The organism is Streptacidiphilus alkalitolerans, assembly GCF_042511045.1.
In the GTDB taxonomy this organism is placed as follows: domain Bacteria; phylum Actinomycetota; class Actinomycetes; order Streptomycetales; family Streptomycetaceae; genus Streptacidiphilus; species Streptacidiphilus alkalitolerans.
The window spans coordinates 761,626-780,621 of record NZ_JBHEZX010000001.1 but is presented as its reverse complement, the minus strand read 5'-3'; the positions used below and the strand labels follow the sequence as shown (position 1 = coordinate 780,621).

Annotated in this window: 16 protein-coding genes; 8 read left to right on the top strand and 8 right to left on the bottom strand. The window is 74.2% G+C overall.

Features of this window, described 5'->3' with window-relative positions:
- Nucleotides 1-2: 2 nt before the first annotated feature.
- The 6 genes from ACEZDG_RS03475 to ACEZDG_RS03450 all read right to left on the bottom strand — a co-directional run bounded on the left by ACEZDG_RS03475 (nucleotide 3) and on the right by ACEZDG_RS03450 (nucleotide 9,847).
- On the bottom strand, nucleotides 3-3,284 hold the full coding sequence (locus ACEZDG_RS03475) for a DUF4135 domain-containing protein (RefSeq protein WP_380502078.1): 3,282 nt from the start codon (nucleotides 3,282-3,284) through the stop codon (nucleotides 3-5).
- Between the two features lies 1 nt (nucleotide 3,285).
- A complete protein-coding gene (locus tag ACEZDG_RS03470) occupies nucleotides 3,286-5,445 on the bottom strand; it encodes an ATP-binding cassette domain-containing protein (protein WP_380502076.1) in 2,160 nt (719 codons plus the stop codon).
- Nucleotides 5,442-7,721 carry an ATP-binding cassette domain-containing protein gene (locus ACEZDG_RS03465; RefSeq protein WP_380502074.1) on the bottom strand — a complete coding sequence of 760 codons (2,280 nt, stop codon included), beginning with the start codon at nucleotides 7,719-7,721 and terminating at the stop codon, nucleotides 5,442-5,444. Before ACEZDG_RS03465 ends, ACEZDG_RS03470 begins: the two co-directional genes overlap by 4 nt.
- Nucleotides 7,718-8,305, bottom strand: a complete 588-nt coding sequence (locus ACEZDG_RS03460; protein ID WP_380502072.1) for a hypothetical protein — start codon at nucleotides 8,303-8,305, stop codon at nucleotides 7,718-7,720. The genes ACEZDG_RS03465 and ACEZDG_RS03460 overlap by 4 nt, the downstream gene beginning before the upstream one ends.
- On the bottom strand, nucleotides 8,302-9,546 hold the full coding sequence (locus ACEZDG_RS03455; protein WP_380502070.1) for a cytochrome P450: 1,245 nt from the start codon (nucleotides 9,544-9,546) through the stop codon (nucleotides 8,302-8,304). Before ACEZDG_RS03455 ends, ACEZDG_RS03460 begins: the two co-directional genes overlap by 4 nt.
- 139 nt (nucleotides 9,547-9,685) lie before the next feature.
- Nucleotides 9,686-9,847, bottom strand: a complete 162-nt coding sequence (locus ACEZDG_RS03450) for a hypothetical protein (protein WP_380502068.1) — start codon at nucleotides 9,845-9,847, stop codon at nucleotides 9,686-9,688.
- 226 nt (nucleotides 9,848-10,073) lie between these two features.
- On the opposite strand from ACEZDG_RS03450, the gene ACEZDG_RS03445 reads away from it, so the two are divergent.
- From ACEZDG_RS03445 to ACEZDG_RS03430, 4 genes are all read left to right on the top strand, one after another.
- Complete coding sequence (locus ACEZDG_RS03445; protein ID WP_380502066.1) at nucleotides 10,074-10,985, top strand: ABC transporter ATP-binding protein; 912 nt, start codon at nucleotides 10,074-10,076, stop codon at nucleotides 10,983-10,985.
- Complete coding sequence (locus ACEZDG_RS03440) at nucleotides 10,982-11,791, top strand: ABC transporter permease (protein ID WP_380502064.1); 810 nt, start codon at nucleotides 10,982-10,984, stop codon at nucleotides 11,789-11,791. The genes ACEZDG_RS03445 and ACEZDG_RS03440 overlap by 4 nt, the downstream gene beginning before the upstream one ends.
- 125 nt (nucleotides 11,792-11,916) lie before the next feature.
- Nucleotides 11,917-12,348 carry a DUF427 domain-containing protein gene (locus ACEZDG_RS03435; protein WP_380502062.1) on the top strand — a complete coding sequence of 144 codons (432 nt, stop codon included), beginning with the start codon at nucleotides 11,917-11,919 and terminating at the stop codon, nucleotides 12,346-12,348.
- Nucleotides 12,345-12,659: a hypothetical protein gene (locus tag ACEZDG_RS03430; protein WP_380502060.1), complete on the top strand. Its 315-nt coding sequence runs from the start codon at nucleotides 12,345-12,347 to the stop codon at nucleotides 12,657-12,659. The genes ACEZDG_RS03435 and ACEZDG_RS03430 overlap by 4 nt, the downstream gene beginning before the upstream one ends.
- 34 nt (nucleotides 12,660-12,693) lie before the next feature.
- Here ACEZDG_RS03430 and ACEZDG_RS03425 read toward each other — a convergent pair whose 3' ends face one another.
- Nucleotides 12,694-13,368 (bottom strand): lysophospholipid acyltransferase family protein, encoded by a 675-nt coding sequence (locus ACEZDG_RS03425; RefSeq protein ID WP_380502058.1) that lies wholly within the window; start codon nucleotides 13,366-13,368, stop codon nucleotides 12,694-12,696.
- A 44-nt stretch (nucleotides 13,369-13,412) separates the two neighbouring features.
- Nucleotides 13,413-14,354 (bottom strand): helix-turn-helix domain-containing protein, encoded by a 942-nt coding sequence (locus tag ACEZDG_RS03420; protein ID WP_380502056.1) that lies wholly within the window; start codon nucleotides 14,352-14,354, stop codon nucleotides 13,413-13,415.
- A 166-nt stretch (nucleotides 14,355-14,520) separates the two neighbouring features.
- Here ACEZDG_RS03420 and ACEZDG_RS03415 point away from each other — a divergent pair, with 166 nt between their 5' ends.
- The 4 genes from ACEZDG_RS03415 to ACEZDG_RS03400 all read left to right on the top strand — a co-directional run bounded on the left by ACEZDG_RS03415 (nucleotide 14,521) and on the right by ACEZDG_RS03400 (nucleotide 18,974).
- Nucleotides 14,521-15,453, top strand: a complete 933-nt coding sequence (locus tag ACEZDG_RS03415; RefSeq protein WP_380502054.1) for an SDR family NAD(P)-dependent oxidoreductase — start codon at nucleotides 14,521-14,523, stop codon at nucleotides 15,451-15,453.
- A 388-nt stretch (nucleotides 15,454-15,841) separates the two neighbouring features.
- Nucleotides 15,842-16,363 carry a helix-turn-helix domain-containing protein gene (locus tag ACEZDG_RS03410; protein ID WP_380502052.1) on the top strand — a complete coding sequence of 174 codons (522 nt, stop codon included), beginning with the start codon at nucleotides 15,842-15,844 and terminating at the stop codon, nucleotides 16,361-16,363.
- Nucleotides 16,364-16,455: 92 nt separating this feature from the next.
- A complete protein-coding gene (locus ACEZDG_RS03405) occupies nucleotides 16,456-16,977 on the top strand; it encodes a hypothetical protein (RefSeq protein ID WP_380502050.1) in 522 nt (173 codons plus the stop codon).
- Nucleotides 16,974-18,974, top strand: coding sequence for an MAB_1171c family putative transporter (locus ACEZDG_RS03400; protein ID WP_380502048.1), 2,001 nt, complete (start codon nucleotides 16,974-16,976; stop codon nucleotides 18,972-18,974). Before ACEZDG_RS03405 ends, ACEZDG_RS03400 begins: the two co-directional genes overlap by 4 nt.
- Nucleotides 18,975-18,996: the final 22 nt, after the last annotated feature.

Sequence of the window (18,996 nt, the reverse complement as noted above, 5' to 3'; positions counted from 1 at the left end):
GGTCAGCGGAGCGTGGTGAGCGGGGCGGCGGCGGGGTCGAGCAGGCGCAGCAGCAGCAGGCCGACGGCGGGGGAGCCGTCCAGGACGCTGAGGTTGATCCGGTCGTCGGCGGCCCGGTCCCGGTACCAGCTGCCGCCGGCGCCGCGGCGGGCGAACAGCTCGGCGACCAGCGCCCCCGCCGCCTCGCGGCCGTCGTAGAAGGGTCCGGGCACGAGCGCCGGGCGGCCCTCGGGCACGGTGTGCAGCAGTCCGGCCTCGGCGGCGGACAGCGCCTCCCCAGCCGTGGCGACCAGGGCCCGGCTGCCGAGCGAGGCCACCTGGGCGACGCCGACCGGCGCGGCCAGCAGGCCGAGGTCGCCCGAGTGCACCGCGTCGGTGCCGAGCGAGACCGCGGCCTCCAGGCAGGAGAGCCGGCCGCTGCGGGTGAAGACGTCGAAGCGGTGCTCGCGCAGCAGGCCGCGGAGCACGTCGGGCGCGGCCACCAGTTCGGGGGCCTGGGCCAGGGTGCGGGCCAGCGCGGCGGCGACACTGTCGACGCCGGTCGGGACCAGGTCGAGGAAGCGCTGCGCCCCGATGAACTTGGCCTCGCTGTCCGTGAGTTGCTCGACCGCCAGGGCGGCGAGGGTGCGTACCGCGGTGTCCAGCTCGGGAGTCGGGACCGGGGTGGCCCGGCGCAGCCGCAGCAGGTTGAGCAGCAGTCCTGATGTGCCGAGCGGGGCGTCCTGGAAGGGGGCCGGGCGCTTGCCGCCGCCGGTCGTCCGGGTCAGCGCCAGGGCTCCCGGGACCAGGGCCTGAGCCAGGGTCAGAAATTCTGGCTCGGCCAGCAGTTGGCCACCACGGGCCAGGGCGTGGATCAGCGCGCCGGGGCCGGCCAGGCCGCCGGGGACCGGTGCGCCGAGGGCGAGCCGGCCGTCCGTGGCGAAGGCGAAGGCATGCGGGCTGCCGGGGTCGACCATGGCCCCGGCCGCGGCCAGGGTGTCGTGGGCGGCCTGCCGGAAGCGCGGTTCGCCGGTGGCGGTCCACAGCTCGGCCAGGAACAGCGCCACCCCGACCCCGCTGGAGACCAGGTCCACCCCGCCGAGCACCTCGACCTGGCGCAGCCCGGTGAGCGGGTACCAGCTGAGGCCGATCCAGCCGCTGCCGCCGCTGGTGCGGTGCCGGTCGACCAGGATCCGGTCGCCGATCCGTACCGCCTGCTCCAGCAGTTCGCCGGGGCTCAGCACGGCGGCGGTACCGGCGGCCGTTCCGGCGGCCGTCACGGTGCCGGACGGGACCGGGGGCTGCTCCGAGCCGCCGAGCGCCGCGTCCACGCAACCGGTGAGCACGGCGGTGTGGGCGTCCAGGTCGAAGTCCTCCAACTCGTCGACCCGGCCCATCAGTCGGCGCCAGGCGGTGTTCTGGAAGTGGCCCGGGATCTCCGTGCCGTCCACGGTGAACACGGACGAGGAGGTGGTCAGCGAGCGGAAGAAGGGGATGTCCAGGTCGCGGAAGGAGTCCAGCTCGCTGAGGACCACCTCCAGCAGGTCGTCCCGCTCCGGGTCGCCGGCCCGGGCGGCCACCGCGCCGCGCAGCGCCCCGGCGATCACGGTCTCCCTGGTGGCGCCGTCGGTCAGCGCCAGCGGGCTGGTGGAGGCGTTGAGGATCTTGTAGCCGTCCCAGGTGTGGCGCCAGATGTAGCGCACCCAGATGCCCCGGAACCCGGCCAACGGGCCGTCCTCGGCCGCGAGTTCGCTGCGCAGCGAACGCAGCGAGCGATGCATCTCCCGGTAGCCGGCCACCACCTCATCGGTGTACTGCCAGGGGTCGGCGGTCTCCGTGCCGTGCACCGGCCGGTACGGGGGCAGCGGCAGCGTGGGCGCGCCGGGGTCGCCGTCGTAGCCGCCGGCCCGGGTCAGGCAGCCGATGTCCAGCGCGGGCTGGTCCTTGGCCGCGACCCAGGGCTGCGCGGCCATCGCGGTGCGCACCACCGTGGTCTCCAGCAGGTCCAGCAGGCCGCGCTGCCCGGCCGGGAGCGCGGGCGGGGTCTGCACCCTGGGGTAGAGCAGGCACTCCAGGTCGGTGATCACCGGGTGCTCCCCGCAGGCGAGCAGGTTGTCGGCCCACAGGTCGCGGCCCTCCAGCAGCTGCACCAGCCGGATGGTCATGCCCAGCCGGCGGTAGAAGCGGGCGAACCCGGCCCGGTCGGCGCAGGGCGAGGCGGGAACCAGCTCCTCCCAGCCGTACTCGCTGCCGGTGCCGGCGGCCAGCGAGCCGCCGAGTCCGTCGTCGCCGTGGTCGCTGCGCGGCAGGATGGTGCGGACCGGCAGGTCGAGCGGCAGGTCACTGGTGTTGAGGTGGTTCACGAACTCCATGTACGCGGTGCCGTGCCGCATGTCCTTGGGCTTGTAGACGGCGCCCTGGCCGTTCTCGAAGTGCAGCAGGGCGACCGAGTGGCCGCCGGCGTGGCGGTCGCCCGCGTCGCCGCGGACGTGGTCCAGCGCGCCGGGGTCGGCGCCGTCCCAGAGCTCGGCGCGCAGCAGTTCGCGGTCGGCGGCGAGCCGGGCGAAGAGCTCGACATAAACGAACTGCCAGTTCCGGCAGACCACGCCGACCAGGTAGGCGAGTCCGGGCAGCCGCTCCAGCCGGGCCAGCCAGCCCTGCTGAGAGGCGTCCAGGCCGTCGCTGCTGTCCCAGTCGATCGCCCCGGTGCGGCCGGTGGCGGCCTGCAGCTCGTAGCAGAACGACAGCCGGCAGGCCTCGCCGAGCCGGGCCACCAGGGTGCCGGTGAGGTCCTCCCTGGCCCGGTCGCTGACCTGGACCCCGAGCACCTGGCCGGCCTGCGACGGGAGCAGTACCCCGGCGGCGTTGCGGAAGGAGGCGTTGAGCGCGCCGGCGGCCGTGGTCGCCGGGCTCGGCTCGGCCGGCTGGGCGCGGAGGAAGGAGGCCAGCGCCTGGGCCCAGTCCGGCAGCCGGTCCCGGTCACGCAGGGCCACCTTGCGCAGTCCGTCGCCGAGCGGCCGTCCGGTGGCGGCGAGGTGTTCCAGCAGCACACCCGCGCTGGCCGGGTCGCCGGCCGCCCGGGTCAGCCAGGTCTGCAGCACCGCGTTCAACTCGCCACGGGCGGAGGCGGGTTCTGAGGAGAAGTAGGAACCGGGGGAGCCTGCCGCCACCCGGTCGGGGAAGGAGGCCGCGGCGGCGAGCACCGCGCGCAGCCGCTCGTCGCCCCGGTAGAGGTCGGGCAGCAGCGCCTCGTCGGCGGGCCGGTCGCCCACGGCGGGCGTCCAAGCCTCTAGGTCAAGCGTCATCTCACAGCTCCTGGGGTCGGACGAGGCGGGTGAACAGGGGGTCGGTGTCGAGCAGTCCTTCGTAGGTGCCCTCGGCGGCCACCCGGCCGCCGTCCAGGACGTAGATGCGGTCGGCGCGGCGGATGGTGCTGAGCCGGTGGGCGACCACCAGCCGGGTGCGGTCCAGTGCGGCGATGCCGTCGGCGACATGGCGCTGGGTGGCGTTGTCCAGGGCCGAGGTGGCCTCGTCCAGCAGCAGCACGGCCGGGCGCCGGACCAGGGCCCGGGCCAGCAGGATCCGCTGCACCTGGCCGCCGGAGAAGCCCTGGGCGTCCTCGCCGACCCGGGTGCCGAGGCCGAGCGGCAGCTGCCGCAACTCCTCGGCGATGCCCGCGAGTTCGGCGGCCTCCCAGACGTCCTGCTCGGTCACCTCGGGATCGGTGCCGGCCAGGTTCTCCAGCAGGCTGCCGCGCAGCAGCCGCCCGTTCTGCAGCACCGTGCCGAGTTGGCGGCGGACCATCCGCACATCCAGTCCGGCCAGGTCCTGGCCGTCGTAGCGGACGCTGCCGCTCTGCGGGTGCTCGAACCCGAGCAGGATCCGGACCAGGGTGGACTTCCCCGCCCCGGACGGGCCGACCACGGCCACCAGCTCGCCGGGCTCCGCGTGCAGCGAGACCGCGTCCAGCGCGGCGGCGGCGGCGCCCGGGTAGCGGAAGGAGACCGCGTCCAGGGCCACCGCGCCGCGCAGGGTGCCGGGGTCCTGCAGCCCGCGTCCGGCGGTAGTGTCGGCGGCCTCGGCCGGTTCGGCCAGGATCGGACGCAGCCGGTCCAGCACCGGGGCGATGCCGTAGGCGGTGGCGGCGGCATGGGTGACCTGGCCGAGCGCCAGCGCGACCTGGCCGGCCGCGATCCCGGCCGCCATCAGCTGACCTGTTCCGGTGCCGCCGCTGCCCTCCAGGGCGACCCCGGCCAGCAGCAGCGCCAGCAGGATCGGCTGCAGCGCGGTGGTCAGTGCGGTGGAGGCCGCGTCGGCCCGCATCGCGGCGGTGTCGGCGCGCTTCTGCGCGGCGAAGGGGACGGCCCAGCGGGCGAACGCCTGGATCTCCCGTCCGGCGGTCTGCAGCTTGTCGATGCCCAGCATCAGGCCGTAGAGGGTGCCGTGCAGCCGCCCGTGCAGGGCGTAGACCTGGGACTCGTGCTGCTGCCGGCGTCGGCCGAGCAGCGCCAGCAGCGCGGTGACCAGCAGCGCGGCGGCGAGCAGCAGCGCGCCGAGGCGCAGGTCCACCGCGAGCAGCACCAGCAGCCCGGAGAGCGAGAAGAAGGCGCCGAGCACCGCGCCCACCAGCACCTCGGACAGCGCCTGCCGGGCCTCGGCGATGGCGTTGGCGCGGTGCACCAGGTCGCCGGTGCTGAAGTCGCGGAAGAACCGGGCGTCGTGGGAGAGCAGCCGGTCCCAGACGGCCGGCTCCAGCGCCGCCTGGACCCGGCCGGTGAGCCGGACCGCGGCGGTGTTGCGGACCAGCAGCAGCAGTCCGGCGGACACCGACACGGCGGCCAGCAGCACCGCCAGCCAGCGCAGCGGGTGGTGCCCGGCGGCGACCAGACGGGGCATCAGCAGCCCGGTGCTGAGCGGCACGGCCAGGCCGAGCACCGCCGAGAGCAGCCCGGCCGAGCCCAGCACCAGCAGCTCGCGGCGGGCGCCGGGGGCGCCGAGCGCGAAGCGCAGCAGCGAGGCCGGGGTGGGGACGCCGGCGGGGAGCGGGCGGTAGAGCAGGTAGGCGCGGCGGGAGAGGACGGGGACGCCCCTGCCGCTCCGGCGCCGGCGGCCGGGCAGTAGTGCGACCGGGTGGTCGCCGTCGGCGGTGAAGCCGATCATCGGGCCGGTGGTTCCGGCGGTGTCGCCGTGCCCGCTGCCGTCGTCCGGCAGGGTGATCTGCCGCCAGCGCACCCCCAGTTGGCGCAGGGCCGCGGTGAGCGGATCACGCGCGTTGCGGACCGGGTTCGGCAGCTCGGCCGGGGCGTCCTTGCCCAGCGCGGGCGCCAGGGCCCGGAGTACGGCGAGTACCGGGTCGTCGGTCACGGCGCCGGTGGGCGCGCCGCCCAGCTGCAGTGCGGCCAGGGAGCCGTCCAGCGCCGAACGGTTGGCCGCGGCGGTGTCCGCGAGGTAGGCGGTGACCGTCATGACTCCTCCTCGGTCTCGTCCAGCTCGGTCTCGTCCAGCTCGGTCTCTTCCAGCAGGGCCCGGTAGGGGCCTTCGACCAGGGCGAGTTCGGCCGGGCTGCCCTGCTGCACGATCCGTCCGCCGGCCAGCACCACCACCCGGTCCGCGGCCCGCACCGTGCTCAGCCGGTGCGCCAGCACCAGGCAACTGCTGCCGCGCTTGCGGAGATTGGCATTGACCAGGGCCTCGGTCCTGGCGTCCAGCGCGGAGGTGGCCTCGTCCAGGACCAGCAGGGCCGGCTCCAGGGCCAGCGCCCTGGCCAGTTCCAGCCGCTGCCGTTCGCCGCCGGAGAGGTTGCGGGCGCCCTCCTCGATCGCTCCGGCGTCCAGGCCGCCGCGCTGCCGCACCAGGGCGGCGCACTCGGCGTCGGCCAGGGCCCGGTGCACGGCGGGCAGGTCGGCGGCCGGGTTCCAGAGCGTCAGGTTGTCCCGGAAGGTGCCCTCGAACAGCCGCAACTGCTGTTCCACATAGGCGATCTGAGAGGTGACCACGGCGCGTGGCACCTCCTCGCGGGGGCGTCCGTCCAGCAGGACGTCGCCGGACCAGGGGCGCAGCACTCCGGCGGCGAGCCGGGCCAGCGTGGACTTTCCGCTGCCGCTGCCGCCGACCACCGCGACCCACTCGCCCGGACGCACCGTCAGCGAGATGCCGGACAGGGTCGGCGGGCGGTTGGGGTCGTAGCCGAAGGAGATGTCTCGCAGTTCCAGACCACCGCGCAACGGGGTGGCGTCGTCGGGAACAGCGAGAAGCGGGGTGAGGTAGGGGTCGGGCTCGGAGTGCTCGACGTCCTCCAGCAGGGCGGTCTGGGCCCGGGCCACGGTCAGTTCCGAGCCGGTGCCCACCAGTTGGGTGACCGGCAGCAGGAAGCCGTTCAGCAGCAGCAGGAAGGCCAGCAGGGTGCCGACCGGCAGCGAGCCGCTGATCAGCAGAGAGGTGCCGCCGACCACCACGGCCGCGCTGGCCGCGGTGTTGAGCACGGTGGGCAGTGACAGCGGGGTGAGCACGGTGGCGGCCATGGTCTGGGCGGTGTCCATGGCCCGGGCCTGCCAGCCGGACCAGGAGCGGAAGAAGGAGTCCTCGGCGCCCTCCGCCTTGATCGTCTCAATGGCGGAGACTCCGGCGAAGGCCACCCCGTCCCGCTTGTACTGCTCCGAGTGCAGCCGGTGCAGCATGCCGCCGCGGCGCTTGGTCGCCAGCCGCAGCGCGAGCACGTCCAGCACGGCGACGGTGACCGGGATCGAGGAGAGCGCGGGGGAGAGCCAGACCAGCGCGGCCAGGTTCACCGCGGCCGAGGCGGCAGCGGCGGCGGCGCCGGCCGCGCGGTAGGAGAGCAGCGCGGCCAGCCCGTCGTTCATCTGGACCCGGGTGACCAGGCCGCCGAGCTGTCTGCGGTGGAAGAAGGACCCCGGCAGCCGCAGCATCCGCCACAGGAACACCGCCGAGGAGCGGGCCGACATGGACTCCAGCACCCGGTTGACCACCGACTGCTGCAGCCAGGTGCCCAGCAGCACGGTCAGCGCCGCACCGGCCGTGGCCAGCACCAGCGGCAGCGCCCAGGAGGTCGCCCCGCCCACGGTGACCGAGGTCAGGAAGGCACGGAGCAGGAACGAGGCGGTGACGGCCGGCAGGGTCAGCACCACCGAGGCCAGCACCCCGAGCAGCAGCGCGGGCAGGTAGGGGCGGATCCGGGCGCCCAGCGAGCGCAGGAACGGCAGCCGCACCCCGCCCGGTTCGAAGTCGGGGCCCGGCTCGAAGCCGACGGCGATACCGGCGAAGGACTCCCAGAAGGTCGCCGGAGTGGCGCTGTAGGAGCCGAGCGAGGGGTCGTTGACGTGCACCCGGCCGCGCTTGATCCCCTCGTAGACGGCGAAGTGCGGCCCGGAGAGCAGCACCATCGACGGCACCGGCACCGCGTCCAGGCCCAGCAGCGGGCCGGTGCCGCGGACCACTCGGCGGCCCTTGGCGGTCAGCCCGTAGCGTCCGGCCGCCCGCACCACCGAGGCGGCGCTGACACCGTCCCGGGAGACTCCGCAGGCGCGGGAGGCCTCGTGCAGGGTGGTCCGCCGGCCGAAGGCGCCGAGGACCACGGCGAGGCAGGCCGCGCCGCAGTCCTGCTCCTCCATCTGCGGGACGATCGGGGTGCGGAGATAACGGCGGGCGCGTGCGGGTTTCGTCGGTGGTGGGGGAGCGGCGGCCGGTTCGGCCTCCGGGGTACGGGGACGGGTGTCCAGGCTCATCGGCCGGCCCCCGTCGAACCGAACAGCACCTGGTAGGGATGCCGGGTGCCGAGGTCGATCGAGGCGCTGACCAGCACCGGAGTCGCATCGGTCCGGTCCGGGTCGGCGGCGCCCGGCGGCAGGTCGAGCACGGCGTGGACGGTCCAGACCGGGGTGTCACCGGTCGGCAGACCGGGCACGGTCTGCGTGCCGTCGAGGGCGTCGGCGCGGGTGGGGTAGGCGTCCACGGAGGTAATCCGCAGCTGTGCCATCCCACCTCGCACCGGCACCAGACCAAGCTGACCAGGCGTCAGTTGTGCTGCCTGGGTCGGCGAGGTGACGAAAAGTCGAAGGGTGGCCGGTCCCGCGCCCTGGTCCATGGCGACCACGCCGGGCAGGGTCAGGGTGTGCGGTAGTGCGCCGAGCACACCCCAGGCGGTGCCCGCGGCGACGGCGAGCAGCAGGGCGATCGAGCCCAGCCAGAGCCGGGCGCCGATCAGCCGGACCGGCCGGTCGAGGCCGGGCTCCACGGCGCCGGGGGCGGCGGCAGGGGTGGGTGCGGGAGTCGGCGCGGCGGTCCGCTCGGGTTCCACGGTGGTGGTCATGCGGCTCGCACCCCCGCTCCGGCCAGGGCGCGCGGCGGGCTGAGGATCGGGAGTTCACGCAGCCCGCCGAAGACGAACTGCTCGCTCCAGGGCGCGGTCGCCTCGGTGAGCGGGGTGCTGAGCTCGCGCTCGGCGCCCGCGGCGGCGAGGGTGCGCAGCACGGTCCCGCCGACCATCAGCGACAGCGGTGCGCCCAGGCAGTGGTGCGGCCCGTGGCCGAAGGCCAGATGACGTCGTTCGGCACGGGCCGAGTCGAAGCGGTCGGGGTCGGGGAAGCGGCGCGGATCGCGGTTGGCCGCCGCGTACAGCAGCAGCGCCACCGAGCCGGCCGGCAGGACGGTGCCGCCGACCGGGACGTCCCGGGTGACGGCGCGGGCGCTGGCCCGGACCGGGCTGCCGAGCCGCTGGCTCTCGTCGAACACGGCCTCCGCCGACTCCGGGTCGAGACGGCACAGTTCCAGCAGTTCGGGCCGCTGGAGCAGCTGCCACACGGCGACCGCGAGCCCCGAGGTGAGGGTCTCCAGGCCGTTGGCGAAGAGCATCACCACAAAGGCGAGCAGGTCCTCGGAGTCGATCCTGCCCTCGGCGCGGGCCACGGTGAGCCGGCTGATCAGGTCGTCGCCGGGCCGGGCGGCGCGCTGGGCGCACAACTCCTCGACATAGTCCCGGAACTCGGCGAACTCCGCGTCCAGCGCGGCGGTCGCCGCCTCGTCCGCGAAGGGGTCGAGCAGCGAGCGGGCCACCAGGCCGGCCCAGCCGGTCACCCGGCCGCGGTCCTGCTCGGGCACGTCGAGGATCGCGCAGGAGACGGCCACGGGCAGCGGGACGGCGAGGTCGGCGACCAGGTCGAAGGAACCGGAGGCCAGCAGCGGAGTAAGCAACTGCTGGGTGGTGTCCGTGATCTGACGCTTGATCACGTCAAGGCGGCGGGCACTGAAGGCGGCGGTCGCCAGGCGCTTCAGGCGGGAGTGGTCACTGCCGTCGCGCAGCGGGAGCATTCTGGCCACCACACTGCCGAGCGCCGAGGAGCCGGAGCGGGCGAGGCCGACCGCCGAGGGGTCCACCATCGTGCCGGGGTGCATCAGCACGGTGACGATCTCCTCGTAGCCGGAGACCACATGGACCCGGCCCAGGTCGAGCACGGGCGCCGAGTCCAGCAGCTTGCGGTAGAGCCCGGGTGGGTCGTGACGCGCGGCCGGGCTCTGGATGAACCGCGCGAGCTCGTGCCGGAGGCTGTCCATTCCCGGCTCTCCTTGTCCTCTGGAAGCGGGTGCTGTCAGGAGGAGTGGCGGGGGTGCCGCGGCGAGAACGGTGTGGCGTCCTCGACCGCGGCACTGCCCCACTACTTCTTCAGGTGCTGGTGCTGGTGGTGCTGGTGGCTCAGTTGGAGAGCGAGCTGAAGGACGAGACCGGGCAGGCGGCGCTGGCGAGCGAGCTGACGCTCAGGCCACCGGAGACGGAGTCCAGCTCCTCGACCTCGATGTCGAACTGCTCGGTCTCCTCGACGGCGGCGGTCTCGACGATGTTCTCGTTGTCAGCCATGGCTGTATTCCCTTCGCTTTTTCCCCGGACCGTTTCCGGCGATGAGATAAATATGCACCGGCACCCCATGTGAGCAGCAGTGGGAGACGTCAGATAAACAGCCTGAAAAATGTCACCAGGTGTATCCATGACATTTTGCATATGCTTGCCGCACCGCTCCGGAATGCTGCATTCTGCTCTTATGGATAAACTCTTCACGCATGGAAAAGACCATGGGGAGCCCGCCGTGGAGGTGCAGGAACTGCACCAGTCCTACGGCGACTACACGGCGGTGCGCGGGGTCAGCTTCACGGTCGCCCGCGGTGAGCTGTTCGCCCTGCTCGGCACCAACGGGGCCGGCAAGACCACCACCCTGGAGGTGGTCGAGGGCTACCGCGCGCCGACCTCCGGCCAGGTGCGGGTGCTCGGCCTCGACCCCTACCGGGACGGTCCCGCGGTCCGCCGCAGGATCGGGGTGATGCTCCAGGAGGGCGGATTCTTCAACGAACTGACGGTCCGTGAGACCGTGGACTCCTGGCGCGGCTTCATCACCGGCGCCCGCCGGACCGCCGAGGTGCTGGAGCAGGTGGACCTGGCCGGCCGGGCCGGGACCAGGGTCGGCCAGCTCTCCGGCGGCGAGCGCCGCCGGCTCGACCTGGCGCTGGCCGTCCTCAACGGCCCGGAACTGCTGTTCCTGGACGAGCCCACCACCGGGATGGACCCGGAGGCCCGGCGCAACACCTGGCGGCTGGTCAAGGAGCTGCGGGCGGCCGGCACCACGGTCGTGCTGACCACCCACTACCTGGAGGAGGCCCAGCAACTCGCGGACCGGGTCGCCATCATGACCGAAGGTCGGATCGCCGCCACCGGCACCGTCGCCGAGGTGCTCTCCGGCCGGGGGAGCCGGATCAGCTTCCCGGTCCCGCACCGGCTGCACCCCGCCGACCTGCCCGAACTCCCGGACGGACGACCGGTGTTCGACGGCGCCCCGGGCCATCAGACGGCCGCCTACGCGGTCGAGCGGACCGCCCCTGCGCTCGCCGCGCTGCACCGCTGGGCCGCCGACCTCGGCGTCGAACTCGACGGCATCGAGGTGCGCAGCGCGTCCCTCGAGGACGTCTTCCTGGAACTGGCCCACGAGAAGGCGAGCCACCGATGAACTGGACGCACTACACCCGGGGCCAGTTCCTGCTCTCCTGGCGGGTGTTCTGGCGCAACCGCCGGTCCACCTTCGTCGGCTTCCTGCTGCCGGTGCTGCTGAACCTGGTGGTCGCCGCGCCGCTGCGGGACAAGCAGATCGGCGGGGTGGACGCGGCCGGCTACACCACCGTGGGCTTCATCGGCCTGGCCATGGTCACCTCCTTCGTCAACCTGCTCAACGCGGTCGTCGCCCGCCGCGACGAGCTGGTGCTGAAGCGGCTGCGCGGCACCGAGGTCCCGCCGAGCGCCATCTTCGCCGGGCAGCTGGCCGTGGGCGGCGTGGTGCTGCTGCTCCAGGTGCTGGTGCTGGGGGCGGTCTCGGTCGGCTGGTTCGGCGCGCCGCTGCCGGCCGACCCGCTGCTGCTGCTGCTCGCGCTGACCGGCGGCTACCTGGTCTTCGCCGGGCTCGCCTTCGCGCTGGCCGGGTTCACCCCCAGCGCCGAGACATCACCGCTGGTGGCGACCCCGGTCCTGCTGCTCTGCATGTTCGGCGCCGGGGTGTTCACCCCGTTGCAGTCACTGCCGTCCTGGCTGCGCGCCCCCGCCCACAGCCTGCCGCTGGCCCCGGTGATCCAGACCCTGCGCACGGCCTGGTTCGGCCGCGACTTCGGCCATGAGACCTGGGGCGGCGCCCCGCTGGCCCGGCTCGACCTGCTGCACGGCTGGCAGTCGGTCGCCCCCGGCCTGCTGATCGTCGCGGCCTGGGCCGCCGCCGCGGTGATGCTGACCCGCCGCTTCTTCCGCTGGGAACCGCGGCGTGGCTGACCGGGCCGCGGCTGACCGGCGGTCGCTTTCCGGAGTGCCGCCCACCGGCCCGTCGCTGACCGGCCCGGTCCGGGGCGGGGTGGCAGACTGGCAGGGTCCTCACCGACCAGAGAGAGGCCCCTGCCATGACCACCGATCGACCGGTCCTCCAGCCGAGCCCCAGCCACCCCATCACCGTCGAGCCCAACGCCGCCCGGGTGCGGGTCACCGTGGCCGGCCAGGTGGTCGCCGACACCCGGCGGGCGCTGACCCTGCGCGAGGGGCACTACCCGGCGGTGCAGTACGTGCCGCTCGCGGACGTGGACCGCTCGCTGCTGGTCCGCAGCGGGACGACCAGCTACTGCCCGTTCAAGGGCGAGGCCAACTACTACAGCGTCCCGGCCGGCGGTGAGCGCTCGGTGGACGCGGTGTGGGTGTACGAGTCCCCGTACCCGGCCGTCGCCGAGATCAAGGACCATGTCGCCTTCTACCCCGACCGGGTGGACGCGATCGAGCAGCTGCCGGGCGCCGGTGAGGGCGGTTCCGGCTCCGGAGCCGGGGCAGGTGGTCCGGTATGAGCAAATACGTGCTGACCATCCCGGGCACCTTCCTGCGCCCGCTGCAGCCGGACGCCAAGGGCAGGCTGCTGACCGCGCTGCAGGGCGTCGACCCCGACCAGGTGGGCTCGGTGCCCGACGACCTCGACCTGCTCACCCTGGACCAGGACGGGGCCAGGTTCGTGCTCCGGCTGGAGGTCCAGGCCCAGGACCGCGGCGCGGCCGAGGGCGAGGCGCTCGCCGTCGCCCGCCGTGCGCTCGCCTCGGCCGGCTACGACCAGGACACCGCGCCCACCGGCGCTCCGTCGGTCACCGCGATCGACGTCGGTTAGGCCCGGGGCGGCCGGTCAGGCGCGGAGCAGCCGGTCAGGCCTGGAGCACCGGAAGGCGCCCGCCGCCCTCGGCGCCCGCCGCGGCGGTGCGACGGGCGGCGGCGACGGCCGCGTGCGCCTGGGCGGTGGCCTCGGCCAGGGAGCCGGTCAGCTGGACCGGCTCGCCCAGGTGCACATGCAGCCGGGGCCGCCGCAGCGGGGCGGTGAACAGCCCGGCGAGCTGCTTGGCCCGGCTGCCCGAGGTGATCCGGCGGGCCCCGGCCTGTCCCAGCGGGACCACCGGGGCACCGGTGGCCAGCGCGAGCCGGGCCACCCCGGACCGGAACTTCTCCGGGTCGCGGTCGCCCGAGTCGAGCCGCTTCGGCAGCCGTCCCTCCGGGTAGATCACCACGATGCGCCCGGCCGCGATCGCCTCGGCGGCCCGGTCCAGCGCCTCGGCCGCCCTGCGGTCGCCGCGGTGCACCGGGATGTGGCCCTCGGCGCGCAGCCGTCCGCCCAGCAGCGGGATCCGCCAGAGGCCGGCCGCGGCCAGCACCACCGGACGGCGGACGCCCCGGCGGGCCAGGGCGGCCAGCACCACACCGGGGTCGATCAGGGAGCTGTGGTTGGCCGCGACGATGCTGCCGGGCGCGGGGCCGGTGCTGCCGTCGGCGGTGACGTCCAGACGGCCCAGGGCGGGCAGGACGCGGCGGGCTATGTCGCTGAGCATGCGCCCATCCTGGCGGGCCCGGGCGGCCCGCCGCATGAGTACGGCTACTCGGGTAGCTCGACGGACGTGGAGGCCGGTGCGGCGGCCGGTGCGGAAGCGGCGGCGGGCCTGCGGGGCGGCGCCGGCTCGGCGGTCCAGTCGGCCAGCAGCCGCAGGGCCTGCTGCGAGGGCGAGCCCGGCTCGACGGTGTAGAGGCCGAGGGTCAGGTCGGGGTCGCCGGTGGGGTTGAAGACCTCGTACTCCAGGGTGAGGTCGCCGGCCACCGGATGGTGGTAGCTCTTGCTGCCGTGGCTCCGCCTGAGCACGTCGTGATCCGCCCACCATCGGCGGAAGTCCCGGTCGCGGACCGACAGTTCGCCGACCAGCTCGGCCAGCCGCGGGTCGTCCTGGTGCCGTCCGGCGTAGAGGTGGAGACCGGCCACGCTGCCGCGGGCCGCGGACTCCCAGTCGGTGTAGAGCTCGCGGGCGGACTCGTCCAGGAACAGGTAGCGGGTCATATTGCGCTCGTGCCGGGGCAGCGCGTCGAAGTCGGTGTAGAACACCCGGGCCAGCCGGTTGCACGCCAGCACGTCGTTGCGGTGCCCGATCAGTATCGCGGGGGACTCGGTCCACTGCTCCACCACCCGGAGCAGCCCGGTCCTGACCCGCTGCGGCGGGGCCGGACGCCGCCGGGCCCGGGTCGGCCGGGCCAGGGTGAACAGGTGGTCGCGCTCGACGGCATTGAGCCGCAGGGCCCGGGCGACCGCGTCCAGGACCGCCTCGGAGACATTGAGGTTGCGCCCGCGCTCCAGCCGGACGTAGTAGTCCACGCTCACCCCGGCGAGCATGGCGACCTCCTCCCGCCGCAGGCCGGGCACCCGGCGGGCACCGGTCTGCGGCAGACCGGCCTCGGCCGGGGTGATCCTGGCCCGGCGGGAGCGCAGGTAGTCCCGCAACTCGTTGCTGTCCTCGGCTGCGCCGGTGGCGCCGGTGGAACGCTGGTCCATGCCCTCCACCATAGGTCGGGCCCGGCCCCGGGACAGTGCCGCAGAGGGGTTCTGCCGGACCCCCGGTCCGGGCGTCACTGGTGCCGGGCTCCGCGCCGGTGTTCCGTGGAGACAGAACCGCGAGACAGAACCGCACAGCACCGCACCGCACAGACGGGACAGCACCATGACCGGATCCGCACCCCTCAGCACCCCCTTCGACGCCGCCTCCACCGCCGCCGAGGTCGCGGCCGGCCTCGACCTCACCGGCCGCCGGGCCGTCGTCACCGGCGCCAGTTCCGGCATCGGCATCGAGACCGCCCGGGCCCTCGCCGCCGCCGGCGCGGAGGTGACCCTCGCCGTCCGCGACACCGAGGCCGGGCAGCGGGTCGCCAAGGAGATCACCGGGACCCACCCCGGGGCCCGGCTGCGGGTCGCCCCGCTGGACCTCTCCGACCTGGCCTCGGTCGCCTCGTTCGGCGCCGGCTGGGAGGGGCCGCTGCATCTGCTGGTCAACAACGCGGGGGTGATGGCCACGCCCGAGCTGCGCACCCCGCAGGGCTGGGAGCTGCAGTTCGCCACCAACCACCTGGGCCACTTCGCGCTGACCACCGCACTGCACCCCGCGCTCGCGGCGGCCGGCGGCGCGCGGGTGGCCGCGGTCAGCTCGGTCGCACACCTGGACGCCCCGGTCGACTTCGACGACCTGCACTTCCAGCGGCGTCCCTACGACCCCGCGGTGGCCTACGGGCAGTCCAAGACGGCTGTGGTGCTGTTCGCGGTCGAGGCCGCCCGGCGCTGGGCCGACGACGGCATCACCGTCAACGCGCTGCACCCCGGCGCGATCCTGACCAACCTCACCCGGCACTACGACAGCGCCGAGCTCGCCGCCGCGATCGCCACCCGCGGTTACACCTTCAAGACGCCCGAGCAGGGCGCGGCCACCTCGGTCCTGGTCGCCGCGTCGCCGCTGCTGGACGGTGTCACCGGCCGCTACTTCGAGGACTGCGCCGAGGCCCGCCGCCACACCCCGGGCATCCGCAACGGGGTTGCCGACCATGCCCTCGACCCGGCCGCGGCCAGCCGCCTCTGGCAGGTCGGCCTGGATCTGCTCGGCTGAGAGTGTCCGGCACATGCTGGGTCGGCGGCGATGCCCGCAGCCTTGGCGAATGTCGCTGGAGACCCTTGCGGGCCATGGTCCGCCAGTGCTGCGAAGCGGTTCGGATCGGTTATGAGCGGTCAGAATCGGTTGCGAACAAGGGAGTTGGGCAACAAGCAGGCCGCGGCGGCGACAGCATCCGATCCTGGTCTGCCAGCCGGAGCATGTCAACCACTGGTTGAGGGAATTTCGCTCTTTCGTACGAATAGTTGCGGAGAAGTGGATAGTTGATTCTTCTACTGTGGTGAAGGCCGTCAACTGCGGGTTGAGAACCACCGGCCCGCTGGCGGTCCTGCGGCGTCGGCCTCTAAGGTGCGTGCAGGGATCATTCGCTTGATGGGGGCCGTGTATGACACCGGGTCAGAATTCCCAGCCCGACCTGGGCGATCGGCCCCCAGGCCCGGGGTCGGAGTTCGCCGATCGCCTCAACTGGCTCTTCGGGACCATCCACCCGCTGTCCGGCCCGTACAGCAACGCCCATGTGGTCCGCGTGATCAAGGGCAATCCGGAGAAGTACGGCAGTGTGTCGCTCACCGAGCAGTACCTCTCCCAGCTGCGCAAGGGGCAGCGCACCGCGCCCAGCGACGAGACCAAGCGGGCGGTCGCCCTGTTCTTCGGGGTCCCGGTCGGCTGGCTGCTGGGTGAGCTGGACCCGGCCGCGGCGCGGCAGGTGGAGAACGAGGTCCAGCTGCTGGCCCTGGCGCTCCGCGACGAGGGCGTGAAGTCGATCGCGCTGCGCAGCTTCGGCCTCCCCAGCGACATGCAGAACCTGGTGCTGGGCCTGCTCGGGCAGATGCGCGGCCAGGCCGGGCTGCCCGGCGAGCAGATACCGGACCCGCTGGGCGACGGCGACACCGAGGACGAGGGTTGAACCAGGATGGGATCCTGCCTTCCCGGTTCCGGCCGGCGGCTGTCACGGTGCCGGTCCACGTCTGGCGTGCGCCGGGTGCGGAGGGGCGGACGATGAACGCCGTGCGCCGGTTCTGCGCCCGCCTGGTCGAGGAGTTGCAGATCCCCGGAGACTGCGACCTGGACGGGCTGGTCCAGCACATCGCCCGGGTCACCGGGCGGGAGCTGACCGCGCGCCCGGCCCCGCTCGGACCGCGGGTCTCCGGGCTGACCCTGGCCACCGACACCCACGGCCTGATCCTCTACCAGCGGCACACCACGGTCTGGCACCAGACCGGCATCGTGCTGCACGAGCTCGGACACCTGGCCTGCCGGCACGAGTCCTCCCCCGAGGCGATGGTCGAGGCGGCCAGGCTGCTCGCCCAGGTGACCGATCCGGCCCAGATGGCCCAGCACTTCAGCGCCGGGGTGCACGCCCGGCACCACGGCTACCACAAGCGGGCCGAGTTGGAGGCGGAGGAGTTCGCGGTCCAGGTCACCGCGCGGCTGCCGCTGCTGGCCGTGGCCGGATCCTCGCAGGCGGTGGACCGGCTCGCCCCCTCGCTCGAGCACCGGCGCCCGAGCGGTGCCCCGTGAGCGCCTTCTGGGAGACCTACCTGGACGTGGCCTACCCGCTGGTGGGCGCGCTCTCCTACGGGGTGGTCGGGCACAAGCTGAACGCGCTGCGGCGGGTGGGCTGGGATCCCGCGCTGGCGGCGATGGCGGCCTGCCCGGCGTTCAGCGGGTCCGCCTTCCTGGTGGCCACGCCGGTGCTCTACCGGGCCATCGACCGCGCGGTCGGCGTGCCCAACCTCACCACCCTGCTGGTGTATGCGCTGATCACCGCCTGCGGGGCGAGCGCCCAGGTGCTGCTGGTGCTGTGGCCGACGGAGCAGCACCAGCGCCGCGGCGGTCGGGCCGGCTGGCTGGCGCTGCGCCGCCTGCGCACCCAACTGGCGGTCTTCGCAGTCACGTTGGCGCTGATGGTCACCATGTTCGGGGCCGGCGCGGCGGAGGTGCGGGCCAGGGAGGCACCGACCACCTTCGACACCGTGTACGCCTCGGTCCCGGCCATCGCGGTCTTTCTGATCGTCTATCAACTGGCGTTCTTCTACACGCTGGTGCGGCTGGCGATGCTCTGCCGCACGCTGGCCGCCGATCCGGCGGTGGCGGTGCGGTACTGGCACGGCAAGGGCCTGGCGCTGATCGGGGCCGGCTCCTGCGTCGCGCTGGGGTACGGCGGTTGCAAGCTCGCCGCGATCGCGCTGCGACTGGCCGGCAGCCACGCGGATGTGCTGTCCACGGTGGTCGCCCCGGAGTTCGCCTCGGTGGGCGCGGTCCTGATCGCCGCGGGATTCTCCGCCACCGTGGCCGGGCCGCGGCTGGTGCTCTGGCGCCGCTACCGCCAGGTCGCGCCGCTGCAACGGGTGCTGACCGAGGCGGTGCCGCACGCGCGGATGCCCCGGCTGTGGTGGGAGGGGCTGCTGCCGAGCGGCTGGCGGCACCGCGAGTGGCAGCGGCAGGTGATGGAGGCCAGGGACGCCCAGGTGCTGCTGACCCAGTACGCGGCGCCCGACCTCGCCGACCGGGTCCTCGCCCCGGCCGGCGCGGGCGGCGCGGGCGGCGCGGCTGCACCGGCCGACGCGGTCGGCCCGGCCGGCGCCGAGCAGGAGCGGCGGGCGCTGGCGGACGCGGTCAGCCTGCGCTCGGGGCTGGCCCGCTACCGGCTCGGCCACCGGGCGACCCCGGCCCTGGAACTGCCCCCGCCCGGTGGCCGCGACGCCGGCGGCGACGTCACCTCGGACCAGCACGACCTGGCCCGGGTCGCGCTGGCCTTCTTCGGCCCCGCGGTCGAGTTCGTGCCGCCCGGGTACGCGCCCGTGCCCGGCCCCGACCCGCATGAGCGGGTCCGCCGGATGGCGCTGACCACGCATCGGGACGACCTGCGGATCGGGCTGACGCTGGGGCTGTGGCGGACCTTCGCCGTCCCCGCCGTCGCCTCCGTCCTGGTCGCCTCCGGGGGCATGGTGGCCGACCCCGACGCACGCGCCGAGGCGACCGGGCAGATCCTGTTCCAACTGCTGGAGGACGGCCTGGAGGATCCGGCGAGCGCCCCGGTCCTCGACCACCTGCGCAGGGTGCACACCGGCCTGGACCAGGAACTGATGCGTTATGTGCTGACCGTGTTCGCACTGGAGCCGATCCGCTTCATCGACGCCCACGGCGTCCGCCCGCTCGATCCGCAGGACCGGGCCGATCTGGTCGCCTTCTACCGGGACCTGGCCGCGGCCCTCGGGGTGGAGCCCCCGCCGGGCGGCCCGGACGACTGGTCCCGCTGGTCCCGTGCCTTCGAGCAGGAGCGCTTCGGCGCCACCGAGGACGCCGCGCTGCTCTGGTCCAGCACCCGCGGCCTCGCCGCCCGGCGGCTGCCCGAGCCACTGCGCCGCCCGCTGCGCGGACTCGCGGTCGCCGCGGCCACCGCGCTGCTCGACCCGCCACTGCGCGCGGCCGTCCAGGCGCGGCGCCCCGGACCGCTCTCCCGCGCGGTCGTCCACACCCTGCTCGCCCTGCGCCGCCGGGGCGCCCGAGGCTAGGGCCCGGACGTGCACGAGCTCG